Raw genomic sequence first — 25,681 nt, 5'->3', positions numbered from 1 at the left:
TTGGAGGGGATGACATGAATCAAACAAGATATGCAGAATTAAAACAAGCAGAAAGAGGCGCTATCTTAAGTATCGTTGCCTACATTTTTGTTTCCATCGCCAAACTAGTTATTGGTCGTTTGGCAAACTCTGAAGGATTATGGGCGGATGGATTAAACAATGCGACGGATATCGTAGCGTCTATCGCTGTTTTGATCGGTTTGCGTTTGGCTCAAAAGCCAGCAGATGAAGACCATAAATATGGTCATTGGAAAGCAGAAAATGTGGCGAGTCTCGTAACATCCTTGATTATGCTGGCGGTCGGTCTGCAGGTTTTATGGTCCTCCATTCAAACGATTCTACTCGGTGAAACGCAAAGTCCCGATATGATTGCGGCAGTCGTCGGTATCATTTCAGCTATTTTGATGTATGGTATGTATTACTACAATAAGCGATTATCCGCTCGCGTAAAAAGCTCCGCTTTGCTAGCAGCTGCTAAAGACAACCGCAGCGATGCGTGGACGAGTATTGGAACGGCGATCGCTATTTTTGCCGCCTCATTTGGTATCGGTTGGTTAGACAGTTTGACTGCGATCGTGGTAGCTCTTTTGATTATCAAAACCGCCGTTGATATTTTTCGCGAGAGTGCCTTTTCACTTTCTGATGGGTTTGATGAATCGTTAGTCGTGGAGTATGAAGCGGCAATCGCTGGTTTTTCTGAAGTGAAATCTGTTAAATCGATTCGAGGAAGAATGTATGGCGCCAATGTTTTTCTTGATGTCGTCGTGACGATGGACAAATCTTTGACGGTTGAAAAGAGTCATAACGTGGCAGATGCTATTGAAGATCTCTTAGCTGATCGTTTTCAGGTGTTTGATACTGACATCCACATTGAGCCAGCTACCGAATAAATTTTCTGGAAAAACCTTGGTAGGACAAGGATGTAAACCACCCGTTTCCTGTTTGTAAACTGAAAAGTTCTTACGGAACCTGCTCATTCATGGCAAACTAGAGGTAACAAAGGAAGAAAGTAGGGAGCCCTATGAATAATAAGCAGGTAGTAGAAAATGAATTAGTTATTTCTTTAGATAAAATGGATGAAACAGAAATGATGGCAATTTGCCAACAATATATTGCGGCTATCGATGATAGCCAAGTCCTCTTCGCTTTACTGAAAAAAGTTCAAGCCTCTAAAGCAGCAGTAAGCAAATAAAAAAACCGGCATCTTATGCATTGATGTTCCCCACAGCGAAAGCGAAAGGAGCATTGATCAACAGGAAAAGATGCCGGTTATTTTTTGATTCGTTCAAGTCTTTTTAAAAACTTTTAAAGGACGTTTAATAGTGCGGTTAATCCATAGACGAGCAAAGAAGCTATTCCTAAAGGAATAATGCGTCGAAATATAATCTCTTTCAAGCGCTTGCCTGCTTGTCGTTCTTTTTCATAGTTAGGATCATGAGCGTGTGCTTTAAATTGCTGAGGAAAACGAGAAAAGATCAAGCCATTGGTCATCGATAAAACCCATCCAATCAACACCAAGAAGAAAGAAACAAAAATGATTGCCAGTAAAAGTAGTTGTAAGAGTTGCATCGTATTACTACCTCCTTTTAGTAGCCATTTTTTCACTTCTAGTTTACCATCTTTTGAAACTTTTAGGGATCTTTATTCAACGTGCCCTTTCTTTTTTTGGTTCTTCCCTTATAATAGAGATATTTATAAGCGAGTTTCTGTTTCGCACAGCAACAGAGAGAAGGGATTCTTATGGCAATTACACAAAAAATCATTCAATCACCAGAAGACTTCCAAACGTTGGATCGTTTGATCAAAGAAATCTGGCCAGAAGTGTTTACACCAATCATTGGTTTGGATCAAGTCGCGTATATGCTGGCTCATTATCAATCACCAGCAGCGATTCAAAACGAAGTCCAGCAAGGAGCCGTCTATCTTTTACTAATGGAAGGTGACCAAGCAGTAGGGTATACAGCGTATGAAGAAACGCCGCAGCAGATTTATTTAAGTAAATTGTATCTCCACCAATCCACTAGAGGCAAAGGCTATGCCAGCCAAGTCTTTGATTGGTATGAGGAAATCGCCTCAGGCAAAACGTTGCATTTAAACGTCAACAAACAAAATCAGCAAGCGATCGCTGTTTATGAACATCGCGGCTTTGAACGCGTTTCTGAACGCACCGTTACGATTGGTTCGGGATTTGTTATGGATGATTTTATTTATGAGAAGAAGATTGCTGGAGACGAAGGGGCGTAACAAGGAGAAAACGAATGGAACTCACTGCCAAGAATAAGTCGTTCAGTAAGAAAGAATGGCAACTATTTCAATACGTTTTAAATCAGCAAGCAGAAGTCTGTTCGATGTCTATTCGTGAACTGGCTGATACAACAAAAACTAGCTCAACGACTGTTCTGCGGTTTTGTCGAAAATTTGATTGCGAAGGTTTTTAGAATTTAAAATCAAATTGAAAAAGACGTTACAGAAACAAGGAAAGACTGATCGATTATTCAAACAAGATAAAAAAGCCCTGCACTATTTTTTTGAACGTATGGATGAATCCTTCTATCGAGAAACATTATTAACGATCGCCAAACGAATAAGTAAAGCAAAACTTTTGATCTTAGCCAGTGATAGGGAATCGACACTTGCTTTGAGCTATGCCCAACAAAAGTTTGCACGTTTAGATAAGATCGTGAGCGTAGAGGAAGAAGCAACATCGATTAAATCCGTTTGGCGAACCTTAGGTAGCGAAACCACGTTGCTGGTCTTTTCTAATAAAGGCGCCGATCCATTCCTTGAATCTTTGATCACTGAATGTAGCCTCTCTGGAATTTCAACCATTTCACTGACAAATCGTTCAACAACGTCAATTGCTAAACTATCTGAGCGAAATTTTGCTTATTATTATTCCGATAATCAAGAAGCTGATTCATTGTCCTCACAAATTCCAGCCATTTATTTGGTGGAACTTTTATTTGATTTAGTTACTGATTGTGAAGGCCGCTGAATAATTAAAACTACCTACGCCTATCAGAGAAATTCTTCTGATAGGCGTATTCTTTTGGCAATTTTTTCAATTAAATAGATTGCTGGTAGCTGAGAAGTCAGTTCAATGGTTTTCTCTTTTTTTTGACTAGCTTTAAAAATGGTCTCTCTTTCAATGTAATAGGGCACCGTTAAGTCGGATAACTGGCTGATGGTTGAATCTTCCGTATTCGTGATGGCAATTATCTGACAATCTTTTTGATTTAACTTTTGTAAGTATCGAATCATTTCTTGTGTTTCCCCAGAAATCGACAAAACAATGATACCGGTTTTGCACAATATGTCTTCTGGAAACCAGTCGATAGGATAATTTGAGGGATCGTCAACTTTTAATGCCGTTTTTCCCAAGTCAGTAAAATAGAGTGCGCCATATTCCGCAATCGTTTCAGATAAGCCTGATCCAATAAATAGAACGAAGCTTTTGTTCTTAAGAATCTCTGTTGCTCGATTGATTCTCTCAGATAAAAAGGGCTGGTTTACTCGCTTTAAGAAATCAATTGTTTGAGATTCATCACTATCGGATATTTTGGATTTTACGAGAGAATCTAAGTAAAAGCGCAAATTGATCTTAAATTCGGTAAACGTATCACATTCAAATTTCTTGCAAAAGCGGCTAATACTAGCAGTACTGGTATGGGTCTCTTTGGCAAGTTCTTTCATCTTCATTTTAGACACTGAAGCCAAGTTTTTTGATACAAATCGGTAAACCTCGTATTCTAGTGCAGTAAGTTCAGGATTGTAGTCAAGAAAAAGCATGATGCACCTCCGTAGCAAAGTGTTTTTTTTGTGGAACAAATGACAAGGGATGAAAACGTTCTCTATTTTGGATTATAACATTATATTGATTTTACTTCATGCTATACTTTCGTTGTTCAACGATGTAAGCGGATGCTTCGCTTAGTAAAAAAGGAATTGTAGGAGGGCGACATGGAGTATAATTTTTCAAAGAATTTTTTCTGGGGTGCAGCAACGAGTGCGACACAATCAGAAGGAACGATAGCTGGAGACAAGAAAGGAGAAAACATTTGGGATTATGCATCAAAAAACTATAACCATCGGTTTTTTGAAGGAGTTACAACAGAACATACATCAAGGTTTTATCAGGAAATGGAAGCGGATCTGGATCGAATGGCGGCACTTTCTTTTAATTCTTTTCGGACTTCGATCTCTTGGTCACGTCTTATTCCCGAAGGTACAGGGGAAGTCAATCCAGAAGCAGTTGATTTTTATACCAGAATGCTTGATGGGTTAAATCAAAGAGGCATCAAACCGTTTATCAATCTTTATCACTTTGACATGCCAATGAAATTACAAGAAATCGGCGGATTTGAAAATCGTGAGGTCATCGAAGCGTATCGGGCGTATGCGAAAATTTGTTTTGATTTATTTCATGAGAAAGTTGCGTACTGGTTTACCTTTAATGAGCCGATGATTCCAGCAGAAGCCGGCTATTTGCATGACCGGCACTATCCTTATGTAGTTGATTTTAAACGAGCGGCACAAGTACTTCATCATATCATCCTTGCTCACTGTGAGGCAGTTAAGGTCTTTCGACAAGGAACTTATCAAGGGAAAATCGGTATCATCATGGATGTGATCCCAGTTTACCCAAGAAGCCAACATCCTGCCGACTTAAAGGCAGCGGAAATGGCAGACCTCTTCTATACTCGCTCCCTTAATGAAGCGATATTAAAAGGTCGTTACCCTCAAGAGTTAAAGTCTATTTTAACGTGCTACGACCAAATGCCACGAGTGGAAGAACAGGATCTTGCCTTGATTGCTGAAACAACGATTGATCTGTTAGGGATCAATTATTACCGTCCACGGCGAGTGAAAGCCAAAGAATCATTGCCTAATCCCGAGGGAGTTTTTTCGCCAGAATGGTTTTACGATGATTACGAGATGCCCGGCAGAAGGATGAATACTTCAAGGGGGATTGAGATTTATCCTCATGGCTTGTATGATATCGCCAAAAAAATCCAGTTAGAATATGGGAATATTGATTGGTTTGTTTCAGAAAATGGCATCGGGATTCAGGGAGAAGAAACATTTATCGAAGGGGGGCAAGTACAAGACAACTATCGGATTGCTTTTTTAAAAGAGCATTTAATTGAGCTTCACCAAGCAATGACGGAGGGTAGTAACTGTCTGGGGTATCACATGTGGACATTTGTGGACTGTTGGAGTTGGCAAAATGCGTTCAAAAATCGCTATGGCTTTTATCGCTTAGATTTAGAAACAGGAGAAAAAACGATGAAAAAGTCTGGTCTATGGTTTAAAGAAGTGATTCAAAGAAATGGTTTTTCAAACGAATTTTAGGAGGTTTTTATAATGAAAGTTTTAGACTCGGTTGCAATGAAGTTATTACCGATTGCCAATGCTATTGGACAGCAGCGGCACTTGCAGGCAATTCGAAATGGGTTGATTTCTATTTTGCCGCTCACGATCGTTGGCTCTTTTTTCACCATTATTTTAAATTTGCCGATTCCTGGTTATACCGAATGGGTCGCTCCTTATTTACCGGCACTTGACATTCCTTTTCGATTTACGGTGGGGCTAATGTCTCTCTATGCCTCATTTACGATCGGCTCCAACTTAGGTGCAAGTTACAAACTCGATCGGATAACAAGTGGGTTTTTATCCATGTTAGCGACGATTTTAATGGTCGTTCCAATCAATTTGGCGGAAGGCATCAGCACGACAGGAGATGCCGTACTTGCAGGAAGGTATTTACCCATCGCTTCACTTGGATCACAAGGACTATTCGGTGCGATCATTGCGGCGCTAGTTTCAGTAGAGATTTATCATTTTACGAAAGCAAAAAACTTGGAAATCAAGATGCCAGAAGGCGTACCTCCTGTGGTAGGCGAATCCTTTGCGGCACTCCTACCAACCTTGCTAGTTATCTTAGTCTTTTGGATTCCGCGACACTTTTTTGGTTTTGATTTAAATGGATTGTTGACGATCGCCATCTCTCCTTTAAAAGGGTTCTTAACGGGAAATAATTTGATTGGTGGGATCATCACACAATTTGTAATCTGTGTATTCTGGGTATTGGGTATTCATGGCCATGCCGTTTTAGGTCCCATCATTCGCCCGTTTTGGGATCAGGCAATTTTAGAAAATGCAGAATTGTTCCAAAATGGGATGTCTGCCTTTGACCTACCAAATCTTTTTACCGAGCAATTTTATCAATGGTATGCCCAAATGGGTGGAACAGGATCAACGCTTGCATTGGTTGTTTTGTTTATGTTCTCCCGTTCAAACTATTTAAAACAATTGGGGCGTCTTTCCATTTTACCGGGAATTTTTAATATTAATGAACCAATGATCTTTGGGACACCGATTGTAATGAATCCGCTATTGGCGATTCCCTTTATTCTAGTGCCAATTGCTAATACCATTATAGTTTATATCGTTACCGCTTTAAATTGGATGCCTAAGATGATGGTCAAACCACCATTTTCAATTCCCGCACCTCTTGGCGCATTGATTACCTCAAATTGGAATTGGGTTGCTTGTTTGATGGTCTTCGTCTGTTTCTTCGTTTCGTTAGCGATTTATTATCCATTCTTCAAAGCATTTGAGAAACTTCAAGTGGCGCAAGAGCTAGAAACAGTTAAAGAAGGTGAGTAGAATGGTTCTAGTAGTGAGTTGTTTGCTCTTGATTTTTCTGACCCATCTTCTTTTAGAAAAAAATAATGCTAGAATCACGCTGTCTTTTTGGAAACTATTACTTGTTTCCTTACTTTTCTTACTCAGTTTGTTTTTCCTGTTGATCCGCACTCCTTTGGCGCCAGTTTTCATTTTGTTACTTATCATCAATTGTACCGTCATCCAAAATCGATTTATGTATCAGTATCGACCGAAAGGACAACGATAGGACGCTTGATGGTTACTGTAAGAAATGTTATTGCGAAAAGATTATTCTATCTACAGTTTAAAAAACTATTTACGAACCTTGATCCTATGTGCTATTATCCTTGTATAAACATTATAATGTTATAAACTAAGGAGGCAATTATGAAAGGGTTTGTAGAATTTATTGAACAGAAATTGATGCCGATTGCAAATAAAGTGGGGATGCAACGGCACATGGTAGCGATTCGTAAGGGGATCATCGCTACTTTACCATTAACGATCGTTGGGTCTTTCTTCACGATCTTACTGAATTTTCCCATCGAATCAGTCGCTGCCGTGATCGAACCGTATCGGGAAGTTTTGGATATTCCATTTCGCTATACAGTCGGATTATTGGCATTATATGCAACGTATGGGATTGCTTCATCGCTAGCCAAAAGCTACAAGCTGGATTCATTGACTGCGGGTATCTTAGCAACGATGTCCTTTCTTGTAACCGCTGCACCACCGTTGCGAGTCTTTGATTCTGTGGAAGGTATCATTGATGCCGGGCGTTATATCAATGTGGCCAACCTAGGTTCCGGCTCTTTGTTTGGTGCGATCGTTACGGCGATCTTGTCCGTTGAAATCTATCGTTTCTTTATCGTAAAAAACATCACCATCAAAATGCCAGATGGTGTGCCGCCAGAAGTGACGAATTCATTTATGGCATTGATTCCCGGTGGAGCGATCCTGATTTTGTTCTGGGTGATCCGTCATATGCTTGGTTTTGATATCAATGGCTTTTTAAGTAATTTGTTGATGCCGTTAAAAGACGTGCTAGCGGGTAACAGCTTGTTTGGTGGTTTATTGACTGTCTTCTTGATCTGTTTCTTCTGGGTACTGGGAATTCATGGACCAGCCATCATGGGTCCTGTCATTCGTCCCTTCTGGGATATTTCCATCGCTGAAAATATGGAAGCCTTCCAAGCATCTGGCAATGCGCATGAATTGCCTAATATTTTTACGGAACAATTTTTACAATGGTTCGTATGGATCGGTGGAGCCGGTACGACCTTAGCGTTGGTCGTTTTGTTCTTCTTCTCCAAATCAAAATACTTGAAACAATTGGGCCGTTTGTCCATCTTGCCAGGCCTATTCAATATCAATGAACCAGTGATTTTCGGTGCACCGATCGTAATGAACCCAATCTTAGGTATTCCTTTCTTGGTGGCACCGTTGATTACGACAACGATTTCTTACTTCGCTACCATTACCGGTGTTGTACCGATGATGGCTGCCAGACTTGGGTTTGCCATTCCAGCACCAATCGCCGCCTGGATGAGTACGGACTGGAGTATCGCAGCAGCGATTTTAGTGATCGTCAACTTCTTTATCACACTCGCAATCTATTACCCATTCTTTAAAGTCTTTGAGAAACAGCAGATTGCCCGAGAGCAAGAAGAAGAAACAGCCGCTTAAGCAAAACAAAAAGAGTGAGGTGCAAACATGGGGATTTATGCCATTTGTTTATTTTTTGGTTGTCAAATTTGGTTAACAAAATCAGCACAAGGGAAAAAAATTCAAGAAGTGCCGTTTTGGCGGATGCTTTTGTTCGGGATTCTTGGCGTTGCTGCAGCGATCCTACTGAGCCGTCAGTTTCCGTGGGGACCATTTTTGACGATGACGGCGACGATTGTTTGCAGTTCGCTTTTACTGACACGTTTTACTGCTTTTTATGAAGAAATGAGGATGAGATAAGTTGAAAAGAAAACTAGGAGTATCGGTGTATCCCGATCACAGTGATTTTGAAACAGATAAAGCCTATCTGCAATTAGCCCATGATTATGGCTTTAGCCGCATTTTTATGAGTATGTTGGAAGTGAGCGACGGCAAAGAAAACGTGCAGAAAAAATTTAAAGCGTTGATTGATTTTGCCAAAGGATTAGGCTATGAAACGATTTTAGACGTGGCACCAGCCATCTTTTCTGAACTAGGCATCTCCTATGATGACTTGACCTTTTTCCATGAACTAGGTGCCGATGGGATTCGTTTAGATTTAGGTTTTGACGGCAACAAAGAAGCGATGTTGACCTACAATCCCTTTGGTTTAGCTGTTGAATTGAATATGAGCAATGATGTGGCGTATTTAGACAATATTTTGACCTATCAAGCCAACATTCCTTACTTATACGGCTGCCACAATTTCTATCCACAAGAAGGGACTGCCTTACCCTATGATTTCTTTGAAAAATGCAGTCGTCGTTTCAAGGAAAAAGGCATTCGAACCGCCGCATTTATCTCTTCTCAAACGGGAAGGATCGGACCTTGGGATATCAATGATGGCTTACCGACCTTAGAAATGCACCGAAGAATGCCTGTAGAAACTGCCGCAAAGCATTTGTTTGCCACAGGCTTGATTGATGATGTCATTATCGGCAATGCTTATGCTTCGGAAGCAGAATTGGCGGCACTAGGAGCGATTGATCGCTACCAGACGGCATTTGCGATTGAATTTGTGCCTGAAATCAATGAAGTTGAACGCCGAATCGCCCTTGACGAGCAGCATTACCGCCGAGGCGACATCACTGACCGGATGATCCGTTCCACAGAAGTTCGTAAAAAGTATAAGAACCATGACAATCCTGCCGATGACCACGAAGGAGTCTTTCAACGAGGGGATGTTGTGATCGGCAATGATCGTTTTGGCAAGTACAAAAACGAGCTGCAAGTCGTGCTAGAGCCTCACTCAGACCCACGAAAAAATAAAATCGGTTCGATCGTCGAACAAGAGTTAGTTCTGCTGCCCTTTATCCATCCTTGGTCGAAATTCACTTTCACAGAGAGGAAGGTGTAACGAAATGTTTGATTTGATTATTCGTCAAGCCCGCACGATCGATGAAAAAGTATTTGATATTGGGATTCAAGACGGCAAAATCACTGCTCTGGCACCCATGTTGAAGGAGCAGGCGAAACAAGAGCTGACCTTAGCAGAAGGGGAGTTCTTGTCAGCTGGTTGGATCGATGACCATGTCCATTGTTTCGAGGAAATGACGCTCTATTATGATTATCCAGACGAGATCGGTGTTAAACAAGGCGTCACGACCGTTATCGATGCGGGGACGACTGGCGCCGAAAATATCCATCGGTTTTATGATTTAGCCAAAGAAGCCAAAACCAATGTCTTTGCTTTAGTCAATATTTCCAAATGGGGGATCGTAGAGCAGGATGAACTTGCGGATCTGTCAAAAGTCAAAAAAGAATTGGTCAAAGAAGCGTTGCAGAAGTTTCCTGACTTTATCGTCGGGATCAAAGCCCGAATGAGTAAAACGGTGATCGGCGAAAATGGCATCACGCCGTTGAAATTAGCCAAAGCGATCCAAGCTGAAAATCAACCGTTGCCTCTGATGGTCCATATTGGTTCAGCACCACCGAATTTAGCAGAGATTCTCGCTGAATTGGAAGCAGGTGATGTGGTGACCCATTGCTTTAACGGCAAAGCCAATGGGATTTTGGATCAGACGAACCAAACCATCAAGCCTTTCGTCTTTGCTGCCTATGAAAAAGGCTTGGTCTTCGATATTGGTCATGGGACAGACAGTTTTAATTTTGATGTGGCGGAGACGGCCTTTGCCAATCAGCTAAAGGCTTCTTCCATTAGTACGGATATCTACATCCGCAATCGTACCAATGGACCTGTTTTTGATTTAGCGACGACTATGGAAAAATTAGCGGTCGTAGGGTATGATTGGCGTGAGATCATCGAGAAGGTGACCAGTGCCCCTGCGAAGCAATTTCATTTACAGGACAAAGGCGAGATCGCATTGGGATATGATGCTGATTTTACGATTTTCCGCTTTGAAGAGGGCGAAAAGGAATTGACGGATTCTAACGGCAATCGCCGAATCACGACACAACAGATCGTGCCGCAAAAAGCGGTGATAGGAGGGGAACTTTTTGACACTGAATATTGAAGAACTAGGCTTGAAAGAAGTCATCAATGCTTCCGGCAAAATGACGATTCTAGGTGTCTCGAAAGTCAGCGAAGGCGTGCTTGCAGCCCAGCGCTATGGCGGGGAGCATTTCTTTGAAATGGCAGATCTAGCAGAAAAAACCGGTGCCTATTTAGCAAAATTGTTGAAAACGGAAGATGCGCAAATCGTTTCTTCCGCTTCGGCGGGAATCGCCCAATCAGTGGCGGCACTCATCGGTCAAGGAGACAGCTATCATTTGTACCACCCATATAGTGAGAAAATCAGCAAGCGGGAGATCATTTTGCCCAAAGGCCACAACGTAGATTATGGCACACCGGTGGAAGTGATGGTGGCGCAAGGCGGCGGAAAAGTCGTAGAAGCAGGCTATGCCAATATGTGCACACCCGAGCACATTGAACAGATGATTACGCCCGAAACGGCGGGGATCCTCTACATAAAGAGTCATCATACCGTTCAAAAAAGTATGCTGACGGTAGCAGAAACGGCCCAAGTTGCCAAGGCACACGATCTTCCATTGATCGTTGATGCGGCTGCTGAGGAAGATTTGTTTGCCTATACCCAAGCAGGTGCTGATTTAGTGATCTATTCAGGTGCGAAAGCACTGTCAGGACCAAGTGCTGGCTTAGTGATCGGCAAGCAGCCCTATGTCTCTTGGGTGCGCCTGCAATCCAAAGGTATTGGTCGAGCAATGAAAATCGGTAAAGACAATATTCTCGGATTTACCCAAGCCGTGACGGATTATCTAGCGGAGGGAACAGAATCTGGCGCTTCGATGCAAGAGCGCCTACAACCATTTATTGCGGCAATCAATGAAATCACTGGTTTCGAAGCAAAAATCGTTCAAGACAGCGCCGGCAGAGACATTTATCGAGCGAGTGTCAAAGTGAAAGAACCAAGTGCCAAAGCAGTGATCGACGCGCTAAAAGCGGGAGAACCAGCGATTTATACCCGTGAATACCAAGCCAATAACGGCATTATTGAATTTGATATCCGAGCAGTCAATGAACAAGAAATGGCAGTGATCACCGATCGCTTACAAGAAATTATGTTAGGAGCAACCCAAAAATGAAAACTTCACCCAATTATTTCGCTGACCGTGTCTGTCTGAATGTGTTAGCAAACTCTATTGAAAATGCGAAAGCTTGTTATGAAGCAGCAGAGGGCAACATCGTCCTAGGTGTTTTATCAAAAAATTATGCTAGCGATGAGGCAGCCATCTTTGACATGAAAACCTATCAAGCGGCAACAAATAATGCCCTTTCTGTTGGACTTGGTGCTGGCGACCCCAACCAAAGTGAAATGGTCTCCCGAATTTCCGCTGTTCTACAGCCACAGCATGTTAACCAAGTGTTCACGGGAGCGGGGACCTCACGAGCTTTGCTAGGACAATCTGAAACGATCGTCAATGCCCTTGTTTCACCAACGGGAAAAGTCGGCTATGTCAATATTGCTACTGGACCATTGAGTTCACAAACTCCAGCTGCAGAAGTCCCCGTCGAAACAGCGATCGCTTTATTAAAAGATATGGGGGCTAGTTCTATCAAGTATTTTCCAATGAAAGGGTTGGCTCATAAAGCAGAGTATCAAGCAGTAGCAGAGGCTTGTGCTGCGAATGATTTTTATTTGGAACCGACCGGCGGCATCGATTTAGAAAACTTTGAAGAAATCTTGCAGATCGCTGTTGATGCAGGAGTGAAAAAAGTCATTCCACATATTTACAGCTCGATCATCGATGGCGAAACAGGGGACACACGCCCTGAAGATGTACAGAAATTAGCAGAAATGACGAAAAAGGTACTGGCAGCAGCCAAATAGGGGGGATCAATGATGCGGATCGGTGCTTACGGTGAGGTAATGATGCGATTGACGCCACCAGAATATCGAACACTGGAACAGACCCACTCTTTGCGGATGGATTTTACAGGAACAGGGGTCAATCTGTTAGGCAATTTGGCGCATTTCGGCTTGACCACCTCGATGCTGACACAAGTGCCAGCCAACCGTTTAGGGGATACGGCGAAAGCCAGCTTGCGTTCCTATGGGATTCAAACAGCATTTGTTGGCAAAAAATACAGCCATATCGGCAGTTATTTCGCCGAGATCGGCTACGGCGCTCGTCCGACTTACGTGACTTATCAAAATCGCCATCATAGTTCCTTTGGCGTTTCAGGTCCAGAAGAATATGCCATCGATGAATTTCTAGAAACAGTCGATCTCATTCATATTTGCGGGATCTCACTTAGTTTGACTGAGAAAACCTGGCAAACTGCATTGGCTTTGGCGAAACAGGCCCATGCCAAGCAGATTCGCGTCTGCTTTGATTTCAACTTCCGTCCAAGCTTGAATGAAGATTTAAATCGGGAGGTACTAAAACAACGGTATGAAACGATCTTGCCTTATTGTGATCTAGTTTTCGGCTCTGTCCGTGACTTGGAGGAGCTGCTGGCATATCCCTTAGAGGAAACAGAAGGCGCCGAGCTTGCGTTGATCCAATCCTTTATTGACCAGTATCAACTAGAATGGTTCTGCGGGACACGCCGTCTAGCCGTGGAAGACAAGCAGTTTATCAGTGGAAGAATCATTACGGCGCAGGATGCCTATGAAACGGCACCGCAGCTGCTGCAAGTCTTGGATCGGATCGGGGCAGGGGATGCCTATGCCGCTGGTGTATTATTAGGCTATGCCGAAAAATGGTCGCTCCAACGCACCGCTGATTTTGCAATCACGAATGCAGTTTTGGCTCATACGATGCTGGGAGATGTCCCCTTAACCACCAAAGAACAAGTGGAACAAGTCTTACAGGCACCAGGGAAAGACTTGATTCGCTAGAAAAAACACTTGCATCCTTCTCCTAAAAGCGATGGATGATTGCGCAAAAGCAGCCGATTGTTCTGCTTTTGCGCAGTTATCCATCAGGAGAAGGACGCAAGTGTTTTTATTGTTTTAAAAAGGTTTCTACTTTTTTCTCAGGGATCACCCACAACAATAGCACGAGACTATCCAGCGTGATGATAAGTAGTGGATGGACCAGCCAGCCGAGGAGCAATGCCAGCACGTTGATAAACAACGTAAAGTAGAGTTTCTTGTATCCGCGAAACAGTTCTACGATGGCTTGATTGTCAGGATTGGCACGAACCAAGGTCTTTCCTACAAGGAAATAGCTGAAATCCGTCAATAAAATGACAGCCCCGTATAGCAGCTGAGGGGCAAGAGCGACTGGATAACGACTGACCCATGACGTTACAAAAGGAAAGAGGGTCAGTGCCAGGATCAATAAATGATTCGCCCACAAGGTCCAACCGTCAATTTTAGATACTACTTGAAATAGATGATGGTGATTGTTCCAGTAGATCGCTAACATCACAAAGCTGATCAAATAAATAATAAATTGCTGTTCCACTCCTAAAAAAGAAGCAAAGGTATCGCCTTCGGGCTGGTGCAATTCCAGTACTAATAAGGTCATTACGATCGCAATGACCGCATCCGTAAAGGCTTCGATTCGATTTTTTGACATGTACATCCATCCTTTTAAGTTTCTGTTTACTGGATCAGTGTACGCGATTGTCAGAAATTCGTCGAATGATTATTCTCGGGACAAAAGCCAACGTTCCAGCTATTTCGCAATTGGCCCATTGCCTAGTGCACCGAATAAAAACAAATCGATCGCTTCTGGCATTTTGTCTTCTTTTCCCGGTGAGTCCAAGTGAGCCGCCATCAGTACTAACAACTGACTGGTGACAAATTCTGGGTCGACATCCGAACGGAGATTGGAATCACTGCGACGAAACAAGTCAAGAAACGGTTCTTTGTAATTTTTCCGCCAAAGCAAGTACAGTTTTTTTGAAGTGTCCTCAGAAACGGTATGCTGAATGTCGTGCATCATCATATAAAAATTGATGCGATGCCGACTTCTTAAAAAAAGAAACATGTTTAAGATTTTTTCAGAGATCGTCAAGGAAGTATCTTCAACAGTCTGATTTAGTTTTCCAGAAACCTCTTGTGCCAAAGAGACCATCACTTCATAATAGATGGCTTCTTTGCCTTTGAAGTGATAATAAAGATTGGGTTGGGTGATGCCGACGGCTTCTGCGATCTGTCTAGTAGAAGTTGCTTGATACCCCTGCTGCATAAACAGGTTTTCTGCGACTCGTAATATTTTTTCTCGCAAGTTCAAAGTCAGCCCTCCCAACGTTCCTGACGAAGCATTTTTTTCGCGGTAAACAAAAGTTGGATTTTCCGTTGTTTCGGTACCGCTGTTTTTTCAGCAAATACTTGATAGTTGTTTTTGCGGATCACAGTCAAGATTTCCCGATAGATCAAAGCAGCTGCTAATAGAGCTTCACGGCAATCTTCATCGATTTGCGGCATCATGACAAAAGATTCCTGATAAAGCGTCTCAGCAAGTTGCGCTTCGTGTTCCCACATCTCGATAAACTGCTGGTTTTGATTGCCAGCTGCTAATGCCTCTCGCGAAAGGTTGAATTGCGCCAAGACCGTTTGTGGCAAATAGATGCGGCCCATTCGCAGATCCTCGCCAATATCACGTAAAATATTGGTGCGTTGCATCGCTTCACCCAATTTTATGGCGGGCTCTTGAATCGCAGCGGCTGTTTGTGAGAGAATCGGCAAGAGCATCAGACCCACACTGCCAGCTACGTAGTAACTATAGTCGGAAAGCTCTTTTTCAGAGGTGGGCTGCTGGAAGTCAAGGTCTTGTTTTTGTCCCACCAATAGATCGAAAAAGGGCTGAAACTGTAGGTCAAACTGTTGGAAAGAAAGGGTCAATGCCCGCCAAATGGCTTCATCAGGATCTTCTTCCTTGATGGCTTGCGGCAAGTCGATCGCATCGCCGGTTAATAGTTCTTGTATTTTTTCCAAGCGTTTTTTCATGGCTTCGATCAACAATGGGTCTTGCTTTTCATCGACGGCATCATCGGCACGTCGACAAAAGGCGTAGACGGCATAGACGGCGCGTGCTTTGTCTTTTGGCAATTGAGAAAAGGCGGTATGAAAGTTTTTCGAATGCTTTTTTATGATGGCCTCACAGTATAAAAAATCGTTGTCGTATTCATCAAAGACACTTAATGATTTAACGGTCATCTTTTAACAACTCCTCCACAGCTAACTTGGCACTTTGCATCACGATTGGCACACCCGCTCCCGGATGCGTACTGCTGCCGCAGAAGTATAGGCCTTCTGCATAATCAAATTTATTATGGGGACGATAGTAATTGCTTTGCGACAAGGTTGGTTTCAAGCCAAATGTCGCACCGTTGTAGGCATTGAACCGATCATTGAACGTATCTGGCGTATACATTTTTTCATACACGATGTGTTCATCGATATCCGTAAAGATCGTTTTTTCTTTTAATAATCCAATGATCTGCTGGCGGTAGCTTTGGATCGTTTCATCCGTCCATTGATCAAATTTAGATAATTCAGGTACTGGGACTAAAACATAAAGACCTTCTTGACCATCAGGTGCTAAGGAAGCATCTTTCAGGGTTGGACGATACAAGTAGAAGGAAGGATCTTCTGGCAGCTTGCCAGCCTCGAAAAGATCGTCTACATTGCGTTTGAAATCATTGGCAAAATAAATGCTATGGAGTGCGCTATCTTCATATTTTTTGTCCAGTCCTAAATAAAGCAAGAAACAAGAACAAGAGTAATCCATCGAAGCGATTTTTTGATTGGTATATTTGCCGCGTTTTGATTCATCAGGAATCAAGCTTTCCATAGCATAAGGAAAATCAGCCGCACAAATCACAGCATCTGCGGTGATCGTTTCTCCATTGACACGAACGCCTTTGGTTTGCTTGTTTTCGATCAATAATTCATCGATTGGGGTATTGTAATGGATCGTTCCGCCTAATTCTTGGAACAAACGTGCCATACCAGTGGCTAATGTATACATGCCGCCTTTGATGAAATAGACCCCATACATCAACTCGATCATAGGGATGATGGTATAAAGGGACGGCCCTTGGTAAGGGGAGACACCGATATACAAGGTTTGAAACGCCAATGATTTTCGCAGGCGATCATCTTTGACAAATTTAGAAATGGAAGAGTAGGCGTCACTAAACGTTCGCAGCTTTAACCCTGCCCATAATGATTTGGGATTGTAAAAGTCTCGCCATGTCCGAAACGACTTGGTGATGAAGGACTCTTTGGCGATCACATAGCGTTTGTAAATATCTGCTAAAAAGGCAAAATAGCCTTGAGCATCTTCTTCCGAGATCGCTTCTAGCGTTTTGGTCAATTCTACTAAGTCGTTTGAGAAGGTCAGCGGTTCGTCTTGAGCAAAATACAGCTGCAGCATCGGATCGACTTTCTCCATAGGAATATAGTCATTCGGATCAACGCCAGCAAATTCAAACACTTCACGATAAATTTCAGGCATCATCACGATGGTGGGTCCCACATCAAAGGTAAAGCCGTTTTCCTTGATCTGATTCATTTTGCCCCCAGGTTGACCTTCTTTTTCGTAGAGGGTGACGTCATAGCCAAGTTTTTGCAAACGGACAGCAGCAGCTAATCCTGACACGCCCGCACCGACAACAATAATTTTTTTCATGCTTGCTCCTTCTGCGAATCACTTGATTCGGCTTCTTTTTTCGTGTGTTCTTTTTCCTCTAAAACGCCATCCTTCATGACGAGGACCCGGTCACAATAATCTGTCAAACGGGTATCATGGGTCACCATAATGGTGGCTTTTTGTTTTTCTTTGGTTTCTTTCGCTAAGATTTTGACGACTTCGACGGCTTTTTTTGAATCAAGACTCGCCGTTGGTTCATCTGCCAAAATGATGGTGGGATCATGATAGAGCGCTCGGGCAATAGCCACACGCTGCCTTTCACCACCAGATAGTTCATCGGGGTATTTGTTCTGCAGCTTTTCAATCCCTAGTTGTTCAAACAATTCAGTAGCTGATTGCTCTTGGGGTTCTTTGCTGACCTTATCCACCAATTGAAGTTGCTTTTTGACCGTCAAAAAAGGGACAAGGTTGGAAGCTTGTAAAATAAAGCCGATCTTTTTGAAACGAGTTTTTGCCCGTTGCTTTTCTTTTTGTTTACTAAAAGGTTCGTCATTGATAAATACTTCGCCTTCAGAGGGAGCTTGTAGACCACCGGCAATCGTCAGAAAGGTACTTTTCCCAGAGCCGGAAGGACCGATGATGGCGACAAATTCGCCTTTTTCTACCGAAAAGTTGGTTTCTTTCAAGGCTTCAATCGTCGCGTCCCCATCTTTAAATGATTTTTTGACTTGTTTGAATTCAATGGCACTCATGTTTTTTCCTCCTATCCGATTGCTTTCAATGGGTCGATTTTTACAATCGTTCGCACCGAGAAGAAAGCACCTAGCATCGCGATCAGAATCATCATTACACTGATACTAGCAAAGAATAATAGATTGATTTGGAATGGCACTGCCGCAGGTAACACGAGGGCGGTACCGATCGTTGCCAACCCACCGATCAAAACACCCGAGGTGGCCAACAAGAACGTTTGGGCGATCACCGAAAAAGCAATGTAGCGGCTAGAGATCCCTTGGGCTTTCATGACACCGAAAATTTCTGATTTTTGCATCGTTAGCACATAGATAAAAATACCGATAACGATGGCAGCGATCACGATCAAGAACCCGATCATAAAGCCAAAGGTCAGCACTTGTGCGTTGTAACCAGGCAATTCATTAATAAATTTGCTGATATCCGTAGCGACTAGATCATCTGGCACTTCTTTGATTTTGCCACGAGTTACGATCGCGTTGATACGGGCATTTTCTGAATCATCTTCTTTTTCAAAACGAATTTCTTGATAGGCACCGATCGAGGTGTAGAGGACCGGAGCAACACTGAAGCGGGCGTTATCTGTAAAACCGACGATTTTCAATTTTTTGTCACTGCCGGCTAATTTGATGGTGTCACCAATGGAAATCCCGTATTCTTCCTCAATGCTGCTGTCTGCGACCGCTTCATCATCTGACGCAAACATCTCGCCATCGATAATATTTGGTGCTAGAAATTGATCTGGATCAATGCCGAAAAAGGTGACATCGACTTTTTCACCGTTGTCTTCTTTGGTCACTACCCCAGCGGTTTGCGCCAAAACAGCTTTTTCTGGTGCATCGACTTCGTCATAAAGACTGCGAGGAAGCATCGACATGTTTAAATTATCATTTGCTTCTTCAGTCAACAAAATTTGATCTGCCTCCCATTTGTCGACCGCCATCCGATTATCTTGAGCCAACCCATACGCTAAGCCAGTTAAAAAAAAGACCAGATAGGCGATTAAAAACATGACTCCTGTTACTAGGGCGTAACGCAATTTGGAATGGCGTATTTCATTGATTGCCAAAAACATAACGATTCCTCCTATTATTTTATCACTTGATAAAATAAAAATACCATTTTTTTTATTTTCAGCAAACTATCTTGCTTACAAAGAGTAAATTCGGTGAAAAAAGGAAGGTTATTTAGAAGGGCGTCTGTCGATTGAAGAAAACCAATTACTGCTCTTTTATTTCGATAGAATCGTTTGAGCAATGAAGGAGAGGGGCGACTTCCGTGAAAAAAGAACTAGAATAACAATAAAAGCCCTCTGATTCAGCGCACGCAAACACTTGGCGTATTTTGAAATCAGAGGGTTTCTATTTAAAGTCTGGTGCTGGATCAAAGTGTCAATCGTCAGTTTCTTTGCTTGTAGCGATAACTAACGGCACGATTTTTTCAAAGGTGTGGCGGAAGCTTTCAGGTTGTGCTAATTTTTGATAAATGATCGCCAAACCGTCTTGGTTTTTGCGATAATCCAACCAAACCTTCAGCTCACTTTGAGGACCATATTTCTTTGAAATGTACTGATACGCTTCTTGGTGCAATTGTTCTAGATCTGTGAGTTGCTTTTTCTCATAAGCAAAAAGCAAGGTTCGCTTGAGGATTCGCTCAAAATCTAAGGCACGATCGGCTTCGGAAATAATTTTGCCATAAAGCTAGCGAGGCTCATAGGGCAGCGAAGCACGATGGTCTTCTACTGCTTTGCCGATCATTGAAATGACTGGAGGCAAGAAAAAGCGTGGCAACACAGCATCTTGTTCAACGATCTTGCGGGAATTGCTTTCGTGGTTTTTGCGGCCATAGAGCAAGCCGATATCATGGTAGGCAGCTACCGTATAGACGATATTCAGGTCAACAGGCAATGTTTCAGCAATCTCAAAACTATTTTGGATCACTTGGTGGACGTGCGCTGGGGAGTGACTGCTATCCAATTGGTTGTATTGTGGGATGATGGAGCTTTCAATATAGTGCTTTAGTTGTGGATCAATCTTCATTTGTCTGGTTCTCCTGCCTTTCTTATGCTAGATGAGGGGGAATTGAGCCAGTGCCAAACCGATCACTCGTTTCTAGACCTAGCGGCTGACGACAAAAGCCAAAGGGCTGTCCATCAATGGTGATTTGCTGCTTGAGCCACGGAAGGTAACTGATGGTATCTGTTGGATCGCCGGCAGCTGCTTGTTCCATTTTCTGCCATTCATCCGACGTAGAAATCGTTGCAGCACCTTTGAGTAACCCTTGCCAAATCACCTGGATCTCCTCGGGACAAAGGTTTCCTGCCATTGATGACAGCCCGTTAAACCCTAGTGCGACCTTTTCCACCAAGTCCGCTTCACCACCAGCATAAAAACGAAAATCGGCAGCCGTCTTTGTTTTTAGTTGAGGCACTCGCTCCTTACTGCCAGCTTCTTTTAAGCCGATCACCCGAGGGTCAGCGATCAAGGTCAAGAGACTTTCTGCAGATAAATCAAAGCCCGTGCGGCGGGGATTGTTGTATAAAATAACTGGTTTTTCGCAAGTATGGATCAATCCCTGAGCATAGAGGACGGCTTCCTTTTGGGTCAGGCAAAGATAAGGGGGAAAGCCTAAAACCACACCATCGATTCGGGGATTTTTGCTGATTGCTTCTGCCAACGCGAGCGTTTCATGAAATACGATGCCAGCTAAACCGAAGAGGACTTCGAAATCGGCTGCCCAGCTGGTTTCTTGCGCTAAGGCATGTAGAAGCTGTTTTTTTTCTGTTAAGGTCAATGAGTGCTGTTCACCGGTGGAGCCGCACACCAAAACCGATTTGATCCCTTGCTTTTGCAGTTGCAAGATATGAGCGATCGTCCTTTTCGTGTCAAGTCTTTCTGCATGATCAAATGCTGTTGGGACGGCAACATGCAGTGAGTGATTCAATGAAGTCATCCGATTCATCCTTTCTTGTGATACGTTTAGCCAGCGATGTTCTTCTTGCTTCTGGTGCAAGCCAAGGAAGACGAAATAACTGATTATCCACTAAGTGTAGCAAACTTCTCGTTTCAGCAAAAGGCTTAGCAAAATATTTTTAAAACGGTGGTTGCGTTTTCAAATAAAGCATGGTATTATGCAAGTAATAAAACAGGCATGTGACTGGTAATGCAGGCAGGACCTATAAAAAACATGGAAGGGATCGTTGGATTCCGTTCAATGTTTTTGTAGGTGTTGCCTGCTTTTTTCTTTGTTTGGCCAACAAAGGAAAACTAATTAAAGGAGAAGAAAATTATGAATGTAAAAGAAACGGCAACTGCCATCGTTGAGTTGATTGGCGGAAAAGAAAATATCGCACATTTGGAACATTGCTCCACACGCTTGCGCTTTACCTTAAAAGACAATAGCCTCGTACAAAAAGATGCCTTGGAAAAAGTCGATGGCGTGATTGGGGTGCGACAAAATGTCCAATGCCAAGTCATCATCGGCAATGATGTCGTCGAAGTGTATGATGAGGTTATGAACGTGTTAGGTCATGAGCTAACAGCGGATGGAGGAAGTGAAGGCAAACAAAAACAATCGTGGGGTGCGGTCCTGCTTGATTTTATTATCTCGATTTTTCAACCGTTGATTCCAGCGGTCGCTGGTGGGGGCGTCTTGAAATCCTTACTGCTACTTGCTTCTGTCACTGGATTGATGGACAATACCAGCCAAACGTATCAAATTTTGAATCTGATCGGTGGCGCACCATTGTATTTCTTACCGATTTTAGTGGCGATCACCACGGCAAATAAATTAAAGGTCAACCAATTGGTGGCGGTTTCCGCTGTCGGTGCCTTGATTTTGCCTGAACTAACAACACTATTGACAGATGGCGCAGCTTTCATGGGCTTCGGTTTACAAAATATCGCTTATGCGTCACAAGTATTTCCAGCCATTTTAACGGTTTTATTTTACGCTCAAATTGAAAAACTGTTTACCCGAATCTCACCAAAACCGATCCGTATCTTCTTTGTTCCAATGATGAGCTTAGTTATTACGGTTCCAGTTGCTTTATTGATTTTAGGCCCATTAGGCTTTGAAGTCGGAACGATTTTTTCAGCAGCGATCATTTGGCTGTATGCCCATTTAGGTTGGGTGGCAACAGGGATCTTAGCCGCTGTTTTACCATTGATGGTGGTTACCGGTATGCACAAAGCTATGATTCCTTATGCTGTTTCGTCTATGAGTGAGATGGGGGCAGAGCTGTTATACTTACCTGCCTCATTGGCACATAACATCGCAGAAGCCGGTGCTTGTTTTGCGGTGAGTGTTCGGACCAAAGACCAAAAACTTCGTTCAACCGCTGTTTCTGCAGGCATCTCCGCCCTTTTTGGCATAACCGAGCCTGCTTTGTATGGGGTGACGATCCTGCACAAACGAGTGCTTTACGGCGTGATGGCTTCCAGCCTAGTTGGTGGTGCAGTGGCTGGGTTATTTGCCATCAAGGCCTTCGCATTAGTTGGTCCCGGTCTAGCAAGTATCACTATGTTCGTCGATGAAGCCAACCCGATGAATCTTGTGTGGGCATTAGTCACGTTAGGGGTATCCTTTGCTGTTTCCTTCGTCCTTGTCCTTTTCTTATTCAAAGACAAAACAGTGGAAAATAAGACGACAGTTGCCGATCCGAAAGCCGAAGTATTGAGTAAACCAGTAGAAGGCCAAGTGGTAGCCCTATCTGAAGTCAACGATGAAGTCTTTTCAAGCGGTATGATCGGAGAAGGTTTCGGGATCATCCCGACGTCTGGCGAATTGATCGCACCAGAAGATGGCGAAATCACGATGTTGTTTGAAACCAACCATGCGATCGGGTTAAAAACTCGTAATGGCGCAGAATTGCTCTTTCATATCGGCTTGGATACCGTTCAATTAGAAGGCAAACACTTTACCCCTTACGTGAAAGCGGGGGATCAAGTGAAACAAGGGCAACCCCTGATTCAATTTGATCTAGATGCCATCAAAGCAGCTGGGTTTGATCCAATCGTGATCTGTGTGGTCACCAATCAAGAGAACTTTACTGTCAAACCGATCGAATCAACCGATGAGCGCAACGAACAAGGTGTTTTATCGATTGCACCGATCGTCTAAACCAATGAGCAATGCAACAAAAACAATGTAAAAGGGGATTGAAAAAATGACTGAAACAACTTTTCCAAAGGACTTCTTATGGGGTGGCGCTATCGCCGCAAATCAAGTAGAAGGGGGATGGAATCTTGGCGGCAAAGGCTTGTCGGTAGCGGATGTGGCTACTTACAAACCTCATGTCGACGTGAAAAACTTTGCAGCACATATGAGTGTGACTGTTGAAGCCGTCAAAGAAGCAATGGCGGATTCAACGGATACCATCTATCCAAAACGCCGAGGGATAGACTTCTATCATCGCTATCCAGAAGATTTGGCTTTATTTGCGGAGATAGGTTTTAAAGTATTGCGTTTATCGATTGCATGGACCCGATTGTTCCCAACTGGGGAAGAAACGACACCCAATCCAGAAGGGATCGCTTTTTACCGCAATGTCTTCCAAGAAATGCAGCGTTTGGGAATCAAACCGATCGTAACGTTGTCTCACTATGAGATGCCGTTAGCGCTGAGCTTGAAGTACAATGGCTGGGTGGAACGTAAAGTGATCGATGACTTTGTCCGTTTTGCGACCGTCTGCTTTGAAGAATTTGGGGAGTATGTGGAGTATTGGCTGACCTTTAACGAAATCGACAGTATCCATCGTCATCCCTTTACAACAGCAGGTCTCATTCCTGAGCAATCAGAAGCTGGTAAGGAAGAGCAAGACGTATATCAAGCCCTCCATCACCAATTTGTGGCCAGCTCATTAGTGACAAAAATCGCCCATGAAATAAATCCCGACAACAAAGTCGGCTGTATGATCACGAAGTTAATGACGTATCCATTGACTTGTGACCCATTGGATGTTGAATTAACTTTAAAAAAAAACTTGGAAAATGATTTTTATGCGGACGTTCAAGTCAAAGGTGCTTATCCGCGAATGATTGAAAAAGATCTGGAAAAACGGGGCATCAAGATTGAAATGGCACCAGAAGACCGCCAAATCTTAAAAGATCACACCGTTGATTTTCTTTCTTTCAGTTATTATATGTCTATGGCTGAATCAGGCGACCCACATGCGGAACGGACACCGGGCAATACGGTTTTAGGGGTAAAAAATCCCAAGCTGCCGTCAACTGAATGGGGCTGGCAGATCGATCCTAAAGGCTTGAAAATCTCCTTGCTTTCATTGTATGATCGGTATCAAGTGCCATTGATGATCGTTGAAAATGGTATGGGTGCCGTGGATGTCCTTGAAGACGGTCAAGTGCATGATCCGTATCGGGTCGATTATTTCAAGGCACACTTCAAACAAATGAAGGAAGCCATCGATGAAGGAGTCGATTTGATTGGTTATACTTCATGGGCACCGATCGATCTGGTCAGTGCGGGGACGTCACAAGTGACGAAACGCTACGGCTTCATTTATGTGGATGCCGATGATGAAGGAAACGGCAGTTATGACCGTTTGAAAAAAGATTCCTTCGATTGGTACAAAGAAGTGATCGCTACCAATGGCGCAAGTTTGGCAGAATAAACAGTGAGGAGCGAGAGTGCATGATTTACATCAAGAAAGTCTTAAATTCAAGTGTCGTACTTGTTGATAAGGAAGGCCAGGAAATGATTGCACTTGGGAAGGGGATCGGCTATGGAAAGAAAGTCGGCGACAGCATAGCCGATACCCAGATCGATCAAGTTTTTCTGCCAATCGATGAAAAAAAATCGGGTCAGTTTGCCGATTTGGTGGATGAGATTCCGTTGTACTATTTTGAAATGACCAAAGAAATCGTTCAGCTGGCGCAAAAAATGCTGCCGTATCCGCTAAATTCAACGATTTACCTTACCTTATCGGATCACTTGCACTTTGCTGTGGAACGTCAGCAAAAAGGCTTGAGTGTGACGAATCGGCTCTATTGGGAAATCAAGAATTACTATACGGAGGAATTTCGAGCCGCCGAACAGGCACTACGCTTGTTGAAAGAGAAGTATCAAATTGATCTGCCGGAAGAAGAAGCCTCCAATATCGCGTTTCATTTGATCAATGCCCAGTCGAACACCGAGGAAAATCAAGATGGGTTGAAAAAAGCCAAATTGATCGGGTTGATCGTCAATATGGTACGCTACTCGATCCAGCAAGACGTCAACACCAATTCGATCCATTATAATCGCTTTATCACCCACGTGCGTTTCTTCGTTGACCGGTTCTTTTTGGATGGTCTGCTGCAAGAAGAAGACGAAGGACTATACCGTCAAATGTGGGCTCTTTATCCAAATGCTATGGAGATCGCGACAAAAGTCAAAGCCTATATCGATAAAGAATATCAAACGAAGATCCCTGTCAATGAAATCGTCTATCTAGGCGTTCATATCAATCGGTTGATGAATCATTCAGCGATCAATTCCTAAGCGTCCTCATTTTTAACAAACA

General features: G+C 43.1%; 26 protein-coding genes and 1 pseudogene. 17 read left to right on the top strand and 10 right to left on the bottom strand.

Going from position 1 to position 25,681, the window contains the following annotated elements; all coding sequences use genetic code 11:
* The first annotated feature begins 14 nt into the window (after positions 1-14).
* Both IGJ12_RS10480 and IGJ12_RS10475 read left to right on the top strand, forming a co-directional pair.
* Positions 15-890: a cation diffusion facilitator family transporter gene (locus IGJ12_RS10480; protein ID WP_005235206.1), complete on the top strand. Its 876-nt coding sequence runs from the start codon at positions 15-17 to the stop codon at positions 888-890.
* Between the two features lie 131 nt (positions 891-1,021).
* Positions 1,022-1,192: a hypothetical protein gene (locus tag IGJ12_RS10475; RefSeq protein WP_005235207.1), complete on the top strand. Its 171-nt coding sequence runs from the start codon at positions 1,022-1,024 to the stop codon at positions 1,190-1,192.
* A gap of 113 nt (positions 1,193-1,305) precedes the next feature.
* On the opposite strand, the gene IGJ12_RS10470 is transcribed toward IGJ12_RS10475, so the two are convergent.
* A complete protein-coding gene (locus IGJ12_RS10470) occupies positions 1,306-1,569 on the bottom strand; it encodes a hypothetical protein (RefSeq protein WP_042890964.1) in 264 nt (87 codons plus the stop codon).
* 171 nt (positions 1,570-1,740) lie between these two features.
* On the opposite strand from IGJ12_RS10470, the gene IGJ12_RS10465 reads away from it, so the two are divergent.
* From IGJ12_RS10465 to IGJ12_RS10455, 3 genes are read left to right on the top strand one after another with little or no spacing between them, the layout of a single operon-like run.
* Positions 1,741-2,244 carry a GNAT family N-acetyltransferase gene (locus IGJ12_RS10465; RefSeq protein ID WP_008378608.1) on the top strand — a complete coding sequence of 168 codons (504 nt, stop codon included), beginning with the start codon at positions 1,741-1,743 and terminating at the stop codon, positions 2,242-2,244.
* A 14-nt stretch (positions 2,245-2,258) separates the two neighbouring features.
* The gene (locus IGJ12_RS10460; protein WP_430618984.1) at positions 2,259-2,438 is read left to right on the top strand and encodes a MurR/RpiR family transcriptional regulator; all 180 of its coding nucleotides are present in this window, start codon (positions 2,259-2,261) and stop codon (positions 2,436-2,438) included.
* A gap of 14 nt (positions 2,439-2,452) precedes the next feature.
* Positions 2,453-2,995 carry an SIS domain-containing protein gene (locus IGJ12_RS10455; RefSeq protein WP_430618983.1) on the top strand — a complete coding sequence of 181 codons (543 nt, stop codon included), beginning with the start codon at positions 2,453-2,455 and terminating at the stop codon, positions 2,993-2,995.
* A gap of 23 nt (positions 2,996-3,018) precedes the next feature.
* Here IGJ12_RS10455 and IGJ12_RS10450 read toward each other — a convergent pair whose 3' ends face one another.
* On the bottom strand, positions 3,019-3,789 hold the full coding sequence (locus tag IGJ12_RS10450) for a MurR/RpiR family transcriptional regulator (protein WP_430618982.1): 771 nt from the start codon (positions 3,787-3,789) through the stop codon (positions 3,019-3,021).
* 171 nt (positions 3,790-3,960) lie between these two features.
* Here IGJ12_RS10450 and IGJ12_RS10445 point away from each other — a divergent pair, with 171 nt between their 5' ends.
* The 9 genes from IGJ12_RS10445 (at position 3,961) to IGJ12_RS10405 (ending at position 13,697) form a co-directional block, all read left to right on the top strand.
* Entirely contained in the window at positions 3,961-5,352 is a 1,392-nt protein-coding gene (locus tag IGJ12_RS10445) for a glycoside hydrolase family 1 protein (protein WP_196044016.1), read from the top strand.
* A gap of 12 nt (positions 5,353-5,364) precedes the next feature.
* A complete protein-coding gene (locus IGJ12_RS10440) occupies positions 5,365-6,669 on the top strand; it encodes a PTS sugar transporter subunit IIC (RefSeq protein ID WP_008378600.1) in 1,305 nt (434 codons plus the stop codon).
* 387 nt (positions 6,670-7,056) lie between these two features.
* The gene (locus IGJ12_RS10435; RefSeq protein ID WP_005225702.1) at positions 7,057-8,355 is read left to right on the top strand and encodes a PTS sugar transporter subunit IIC; all 1,299 of its coding nucleotides are present in this window, start codon (positions 7,057-7,059) and stop codon (positions 8,353-8,355) included.
* 27 nt (positions 8,356-8,382) lie between these two features.
* Positions 8,383-8,634: a hypothetical protein gene (locus IGJ12_RS10430; protein WP_005235223.1), complete on the top strand. Its 252-nt coding sequence runs from the start codon at positions 8,383-8,385 to the stop codon at positions 8,632-8,634.
* 1 nt (position 8,635) lies between these two features.
* Entirely contained in the window at positions 8,636-9,730 is a 1,095-nt protein-coding gene (locus IGJ12_RS10425; protein WP_430618981.1) for a DUF871 domain-containing protein, read from the top strand.
* Positions 9,731-9,734: 4 nt separating this feature from the next.
* A complete protein-coding gene (locus IGJ12_RS10420; protein WP_430618980.1) occupies positions 9,735-10,847 on the top strand; it encodes an amidohydrolase/deacetylase family metallohydrolase in 1,113 nt (370 codons plus the stop codon).
* A complete protein-coding gene (locus IGJ12_RS10415; RefSeq protein ID WP_008378592.1) occupies positions 10,831-11,937 on the top strand; it encodes a DgaE family pyridoxal phosphate-dependent ammonia lyase in 1,107 nt (368 codons plus the stop codon). Before IGJ12_RS10420 ends, IGJ12_RS10415 begins: the two co-directional genes overlap by 17 nt.
* Positions 11,934-12,683: a 2-dehydro-3-deoxy-phosphogluconate aldolase gene (gene dagF, locus IGJ12_RS10410; RefSeq protein ID WP_008378590.1), complete on the top strand. Its 750-nt coding sequence runs from the start codon at positions 11,934-11,936 to the stop codon at positions 12,681-12,683. The genes IGJ12_RS10415 and dagF overlap by 4 nt, the downstream gene beginning before the upstream one ends.
* Positions 12,684-12,692: 9 nt before the next feature.
* Positions 12,693-13,697: a sugar kinase gene (locus tag IGJ12_RS10405; RefSeq protein WP_087663964.1), complete on the top strand. Its 1,005-nt coding sequence runs from the start codon at positions 12,693-12,695 to the stop codon at positions 13,695-13,697.
* Between the two features lie 106 nt (positions 13,698-13,803).
* Here IGJ12_RS10405 and IGJ12_RS10400 read toward each other — a convergent pair whose 3' ends face one another.
* The 8 genes and pseudogenes from IGJ12_RS10400 to IGJ12_RS10365 form a co-directional block, all read right to left on the bottom strand.
* Positions 13,804-14,382 (bottom strand): TMEM175 family protein, encoded by a 579-nt coding sequence (locus IGJ12_RS10400; protein ID WP_176374269.1) that lies wholly within the window; start codon positions 14,380-14,382, stop codon positions 13,804-13,806.
* 99 nt (positions 14,383-14,481) lie between these two features.
* Positions 14,482-15,042: a TetR/AcrR family transcriptional regulator gene (locus IGJ12_RS10395; RefSeq protein ID WP_005235234.1), complete on the bottom strand. Its 561-nt coding sequence runs from the start codon at positions 15,040-15,042 to the stop codon at positions 14,482-14,484.
* 2 nt (positions 15,043-15,044) lie between these two features.
* Positions 15,045-15,968 (bottom strand): phytoene/squalene synthase family protein, encoded by a 924-nt coding sequence (locus IGJ12_RS10390; protein WP_016620479.1) that lies wholly within the window; start codon positions 15,966-15,968, stop codon positions 15,045-15,047.
* Positions 15,958-17,445 (bottom strand): phytoene desaturase family protein, encoded by a 1,488-nt coding sequence (locus IGJ12_RS10385; protein WP_086373069.1) that lies wholly within the window; start codon positions 17,443-17,445, stop codon positions 15,958-15,960. Before IGJ12_RS10385 ends, IGJ12_RS10390 begins: the two co-directional genes overlap by 11 nt.
* Positions 17,442-18,158: an ABC transporter ATP-binding protein gene (locus IGJ12_RS10380; RefSeq protein ID WP_005235241.1), complete on the bottom strand. Its 717-nt coding sequence runs from the start codon at positions 18,156-18,158 to the stop codon at positions 17,442-17,444. Before IGJ12_RS10380 ends, IGJ12_RS10385 begins: the two co-directional genes overlap by 4 nt.
* 11 nt (positions 18,159-18,169) lie before the next feature.
* Positions 18,170-19,234 (bottom strand): ABC transporter permease, encoded by a 1,065-nt coding sequence (locus tag IGJ12_RS10375; protein ID WP_016613416.1) that lies wholly within the window; start codon positions 19,232-19,234, stop codon positions 18,170-18,172.
* A 316-nt stretch (positions 19,235-19,550) separates the two neighbouring features.
* A pseudogene (locus IGJ12_RS10370) lies at positions 19,551-20,198 on the bottom strand (HD domain-containing protein).
* Between the two features lie 22 nt (positions 20,199-20,220).
* Positions 20,221-21,111 carry a dihydrodipicolinate synthase family protein gene (locus tag IGJ12_RS10365; RefSeq protein ID WP_142971940.1) on the bottom strand — a complete coding sequence of 297 codons (891 nt, stop codon included), beginning with the start codon at positions 21,109-21,111 and terminating at the stop codon, positions 20,221-20,223.
* A gap of 336 nt (positions 21,112-21,447) precedes the next feature.
* Here IGJ12_RS10365 and IGJ12_RS10360 point away from each other — a divergent pair, with 336 nt between their 5' ends.
* The 3 genes from IGJ12_RS10360 to IGJ12_RS10350 are packed head-to-tail and all read left to right on the top strand — an operon-like array spanning position 21,448 to position 25,659.
* Complete coding sequence (locus tag IGJ12_RS10360; protein ID WP_086316292.1) at positions 21,448-23,280, top strand: beta-glucoside-specific PTS transporter subunit IIABC; 1,833 nt, start codon at positions 21,448-21,450, stop codon at positions 23,278-23,280.
* A gap of 46 nt (positions 23,281-23,326) precedes the next feature.
* The gene (locus tag IGJ12_RS10355) at positions 23,327-24,790 is read left to right on the top strand and encodes a glycoside hydrolase family 1 protein (RefSeq protein WP_005235257.1); all 1,464 of its coding nucleotides are present in this window, start codon (positions 23,327-23,329) and stop codon (positions 24,788-24,790) included.
* Between the two features lie 20 nt (positions 24,791-24,810).
* Positions 24,811-25,659 carry a PRD domain-containing protein gene (locus tag IGJ12_RS10350; protein WP_005235258.1) on the top strand — a complete coding sequence of 283 codons (849 nt, stop codon included), beginning with the start codon at positions 24,811-24,813 and terminating at the stop codon, positions 25,657-25,659.
* Positions 25,660-25,681 lie beyond the last annotated feature (22 nt).

The organism is Enterococcus sp. DIV0802b (assembly GCF_050543535.1).
GTDB lineage: Bacteria > Bacillota > Bacilli > Lactobacillales > Enterococcaceae > Enterococcus_D > Enterococcus_D entomosocium.
This window is presented reverse-complemented; position numbering and strand designations above follow the sequence as displayed.

Bases quoted from the DNA above. Each gene is read 5' to 3' on its own strand.
- IGJ12_RS10480 (WP_005235206.1), top strand. From the start codon at position 15: ATGAATCAAACAAGATATGCAGAATTAAAACAAGCAGAAAGAGGCGCT.
- IGJ12_RS10475 (WP_005235207.1), top strand. From the start codon at position 1,022: ATGAATAATAAGCAGGTAGTAGAAAATGAATTAGTTATTTCTTTAGAT.
- IGJ12_RS10470 (WP_042890964.1), bottom strand. From the start codon at position 1,569: ATGCAACTCTTACAACTACTTTTACTGGCAATCATTTTTGTTTCTTTC.
- IGJ12_RS10465 (WP_008378608.1), top strand. From the start codon at position 1,741: ATGGCAATTACACAAAAAATCATTCAATCACCAGAAGACTTCCAAACG.
- IGJ12_RS10460 (WP_430618984.1), top strand. From the start codon at position 2,259: ATGGAACTCACTGCCAAGAATAAGTCGTTCAGTAAGAAAGAATGGCAA.
- IGJ12_RS10450 (WP_430618982.1), bottom strand. From the start codon at position 3,789: ATGCTTTTTCTTGACTACAATCCTGAACTTACTGCACTAGAATACGAG.
- IGJ12_RS10445 (WP_196044016.1), top strand. From the start codon at position 3,961: ATGGAGTATAATTTTTCAAAGAATTTTTTCTGGGGTGCAGCAACGAGT.
- IGJ12_RS10440 (WP_008378600.1), top strand. From the start codon at position 5,365: ATGAAAGTTTTAGACTCGGTTGCAATGAAGTTATTACCGATTGCCAAT.
- IGJ12_RS10435 (WP_005225702.1), top strand. From the start codon at position 7,057: ATGAAAGGGTTTGTAGAATTTATTGAACAGAAATTGATGCCGATTGCA.
- IGJ12_RS10430 (WP_005235223.1), top strand. From the start codon at position 8,383: ATGGGGATTTATGCCATTTGTTTATTTTTTGGTTGTCAAATTTGGTTA.
- IGJ12_RS10420 (WP_430618980.1), top strand. From the start codon at position 9,735: ATGTTTGATTTGATTATTCGTCAAGCCCGCACGATCGATGAAAAAGTA.
- dagF (WP_008378590.1), top strand. From the start codon at position 11,934: ATGAAAACTTCACCCAATTATTTCGCTGACCGTGTCTGTCTGAATGTG.
- IGJ12_RS10405 (WP_087663964.1), top strand. From the start codon at position 12,693: ATGATGCGGATCGGTGCTTACGGTGAGGTAATGATGCGATTGACGCCA.
- IGJ12_RS10400 (WP_176374269.1), bottom strand. From the start codon at position 14,382: ATGTCAAAAAATCGAATCGAAGCCTTTACGGATGCGGTCATTGCGATC.
- IGJ12_RS10390 (WP_016620479.1), bottom strand. From the start codon at position 15,968: ATGACCGTTAAATCATTAAGTGTCTTTGATGAATACGACAACGATTTT.
- IGJ12_RS10385 (WP_086373069.1), bottom strand. From the start codon at position 17,445: ATGAAAAAAATTATTGTTGTCGGTGCGGGCGTGTCAGGATTAGCTGCT.
- IGJ12_RS10380 (WP_005235241.1), bottom strand. From the start codon at position 18,158: ATGAGTGCCATTGAATTCAAACAAGTCAAAAAATCATTTAAAGATGGG.
- IGJ12_RS10375 (WP_016613416.1), bottom strand. From the start codon at position 19,234: ATGTTTTTGGCAATCAATGAAATACGCCATTCCAAATTGCGTTACGCC.
- IGJ12_RS10365 (WP_142971940.1), bottom strand. From the start codon at position 21,111: ATGACTTCATTGAATCACTCACTGCATGTTGCCGTCCCAACAGCATTT.
- IGJ12_RS10360 (WP_086316292.1), top strand. From the start codon at position 21,448: ATGAATGTAAAAGAAACGGCAACTGCCATCGTTGAGTTGATTGGCGGA.
- IGJ12_RS10355 (WP_005235257.1), top strand. From the start codon at position 23,327: ATGACTGAAACAACTTTTCCAAAGGACTTCTTATGGGGTGGCGCTATC.
- IGJ12_RS10350 (WP_005235258.1), top strand. From the start codon at position 24,811: ATGATTTACATCAAGAAAGTCTTAAATTCAAGTGTCGTACTTGTTGAT.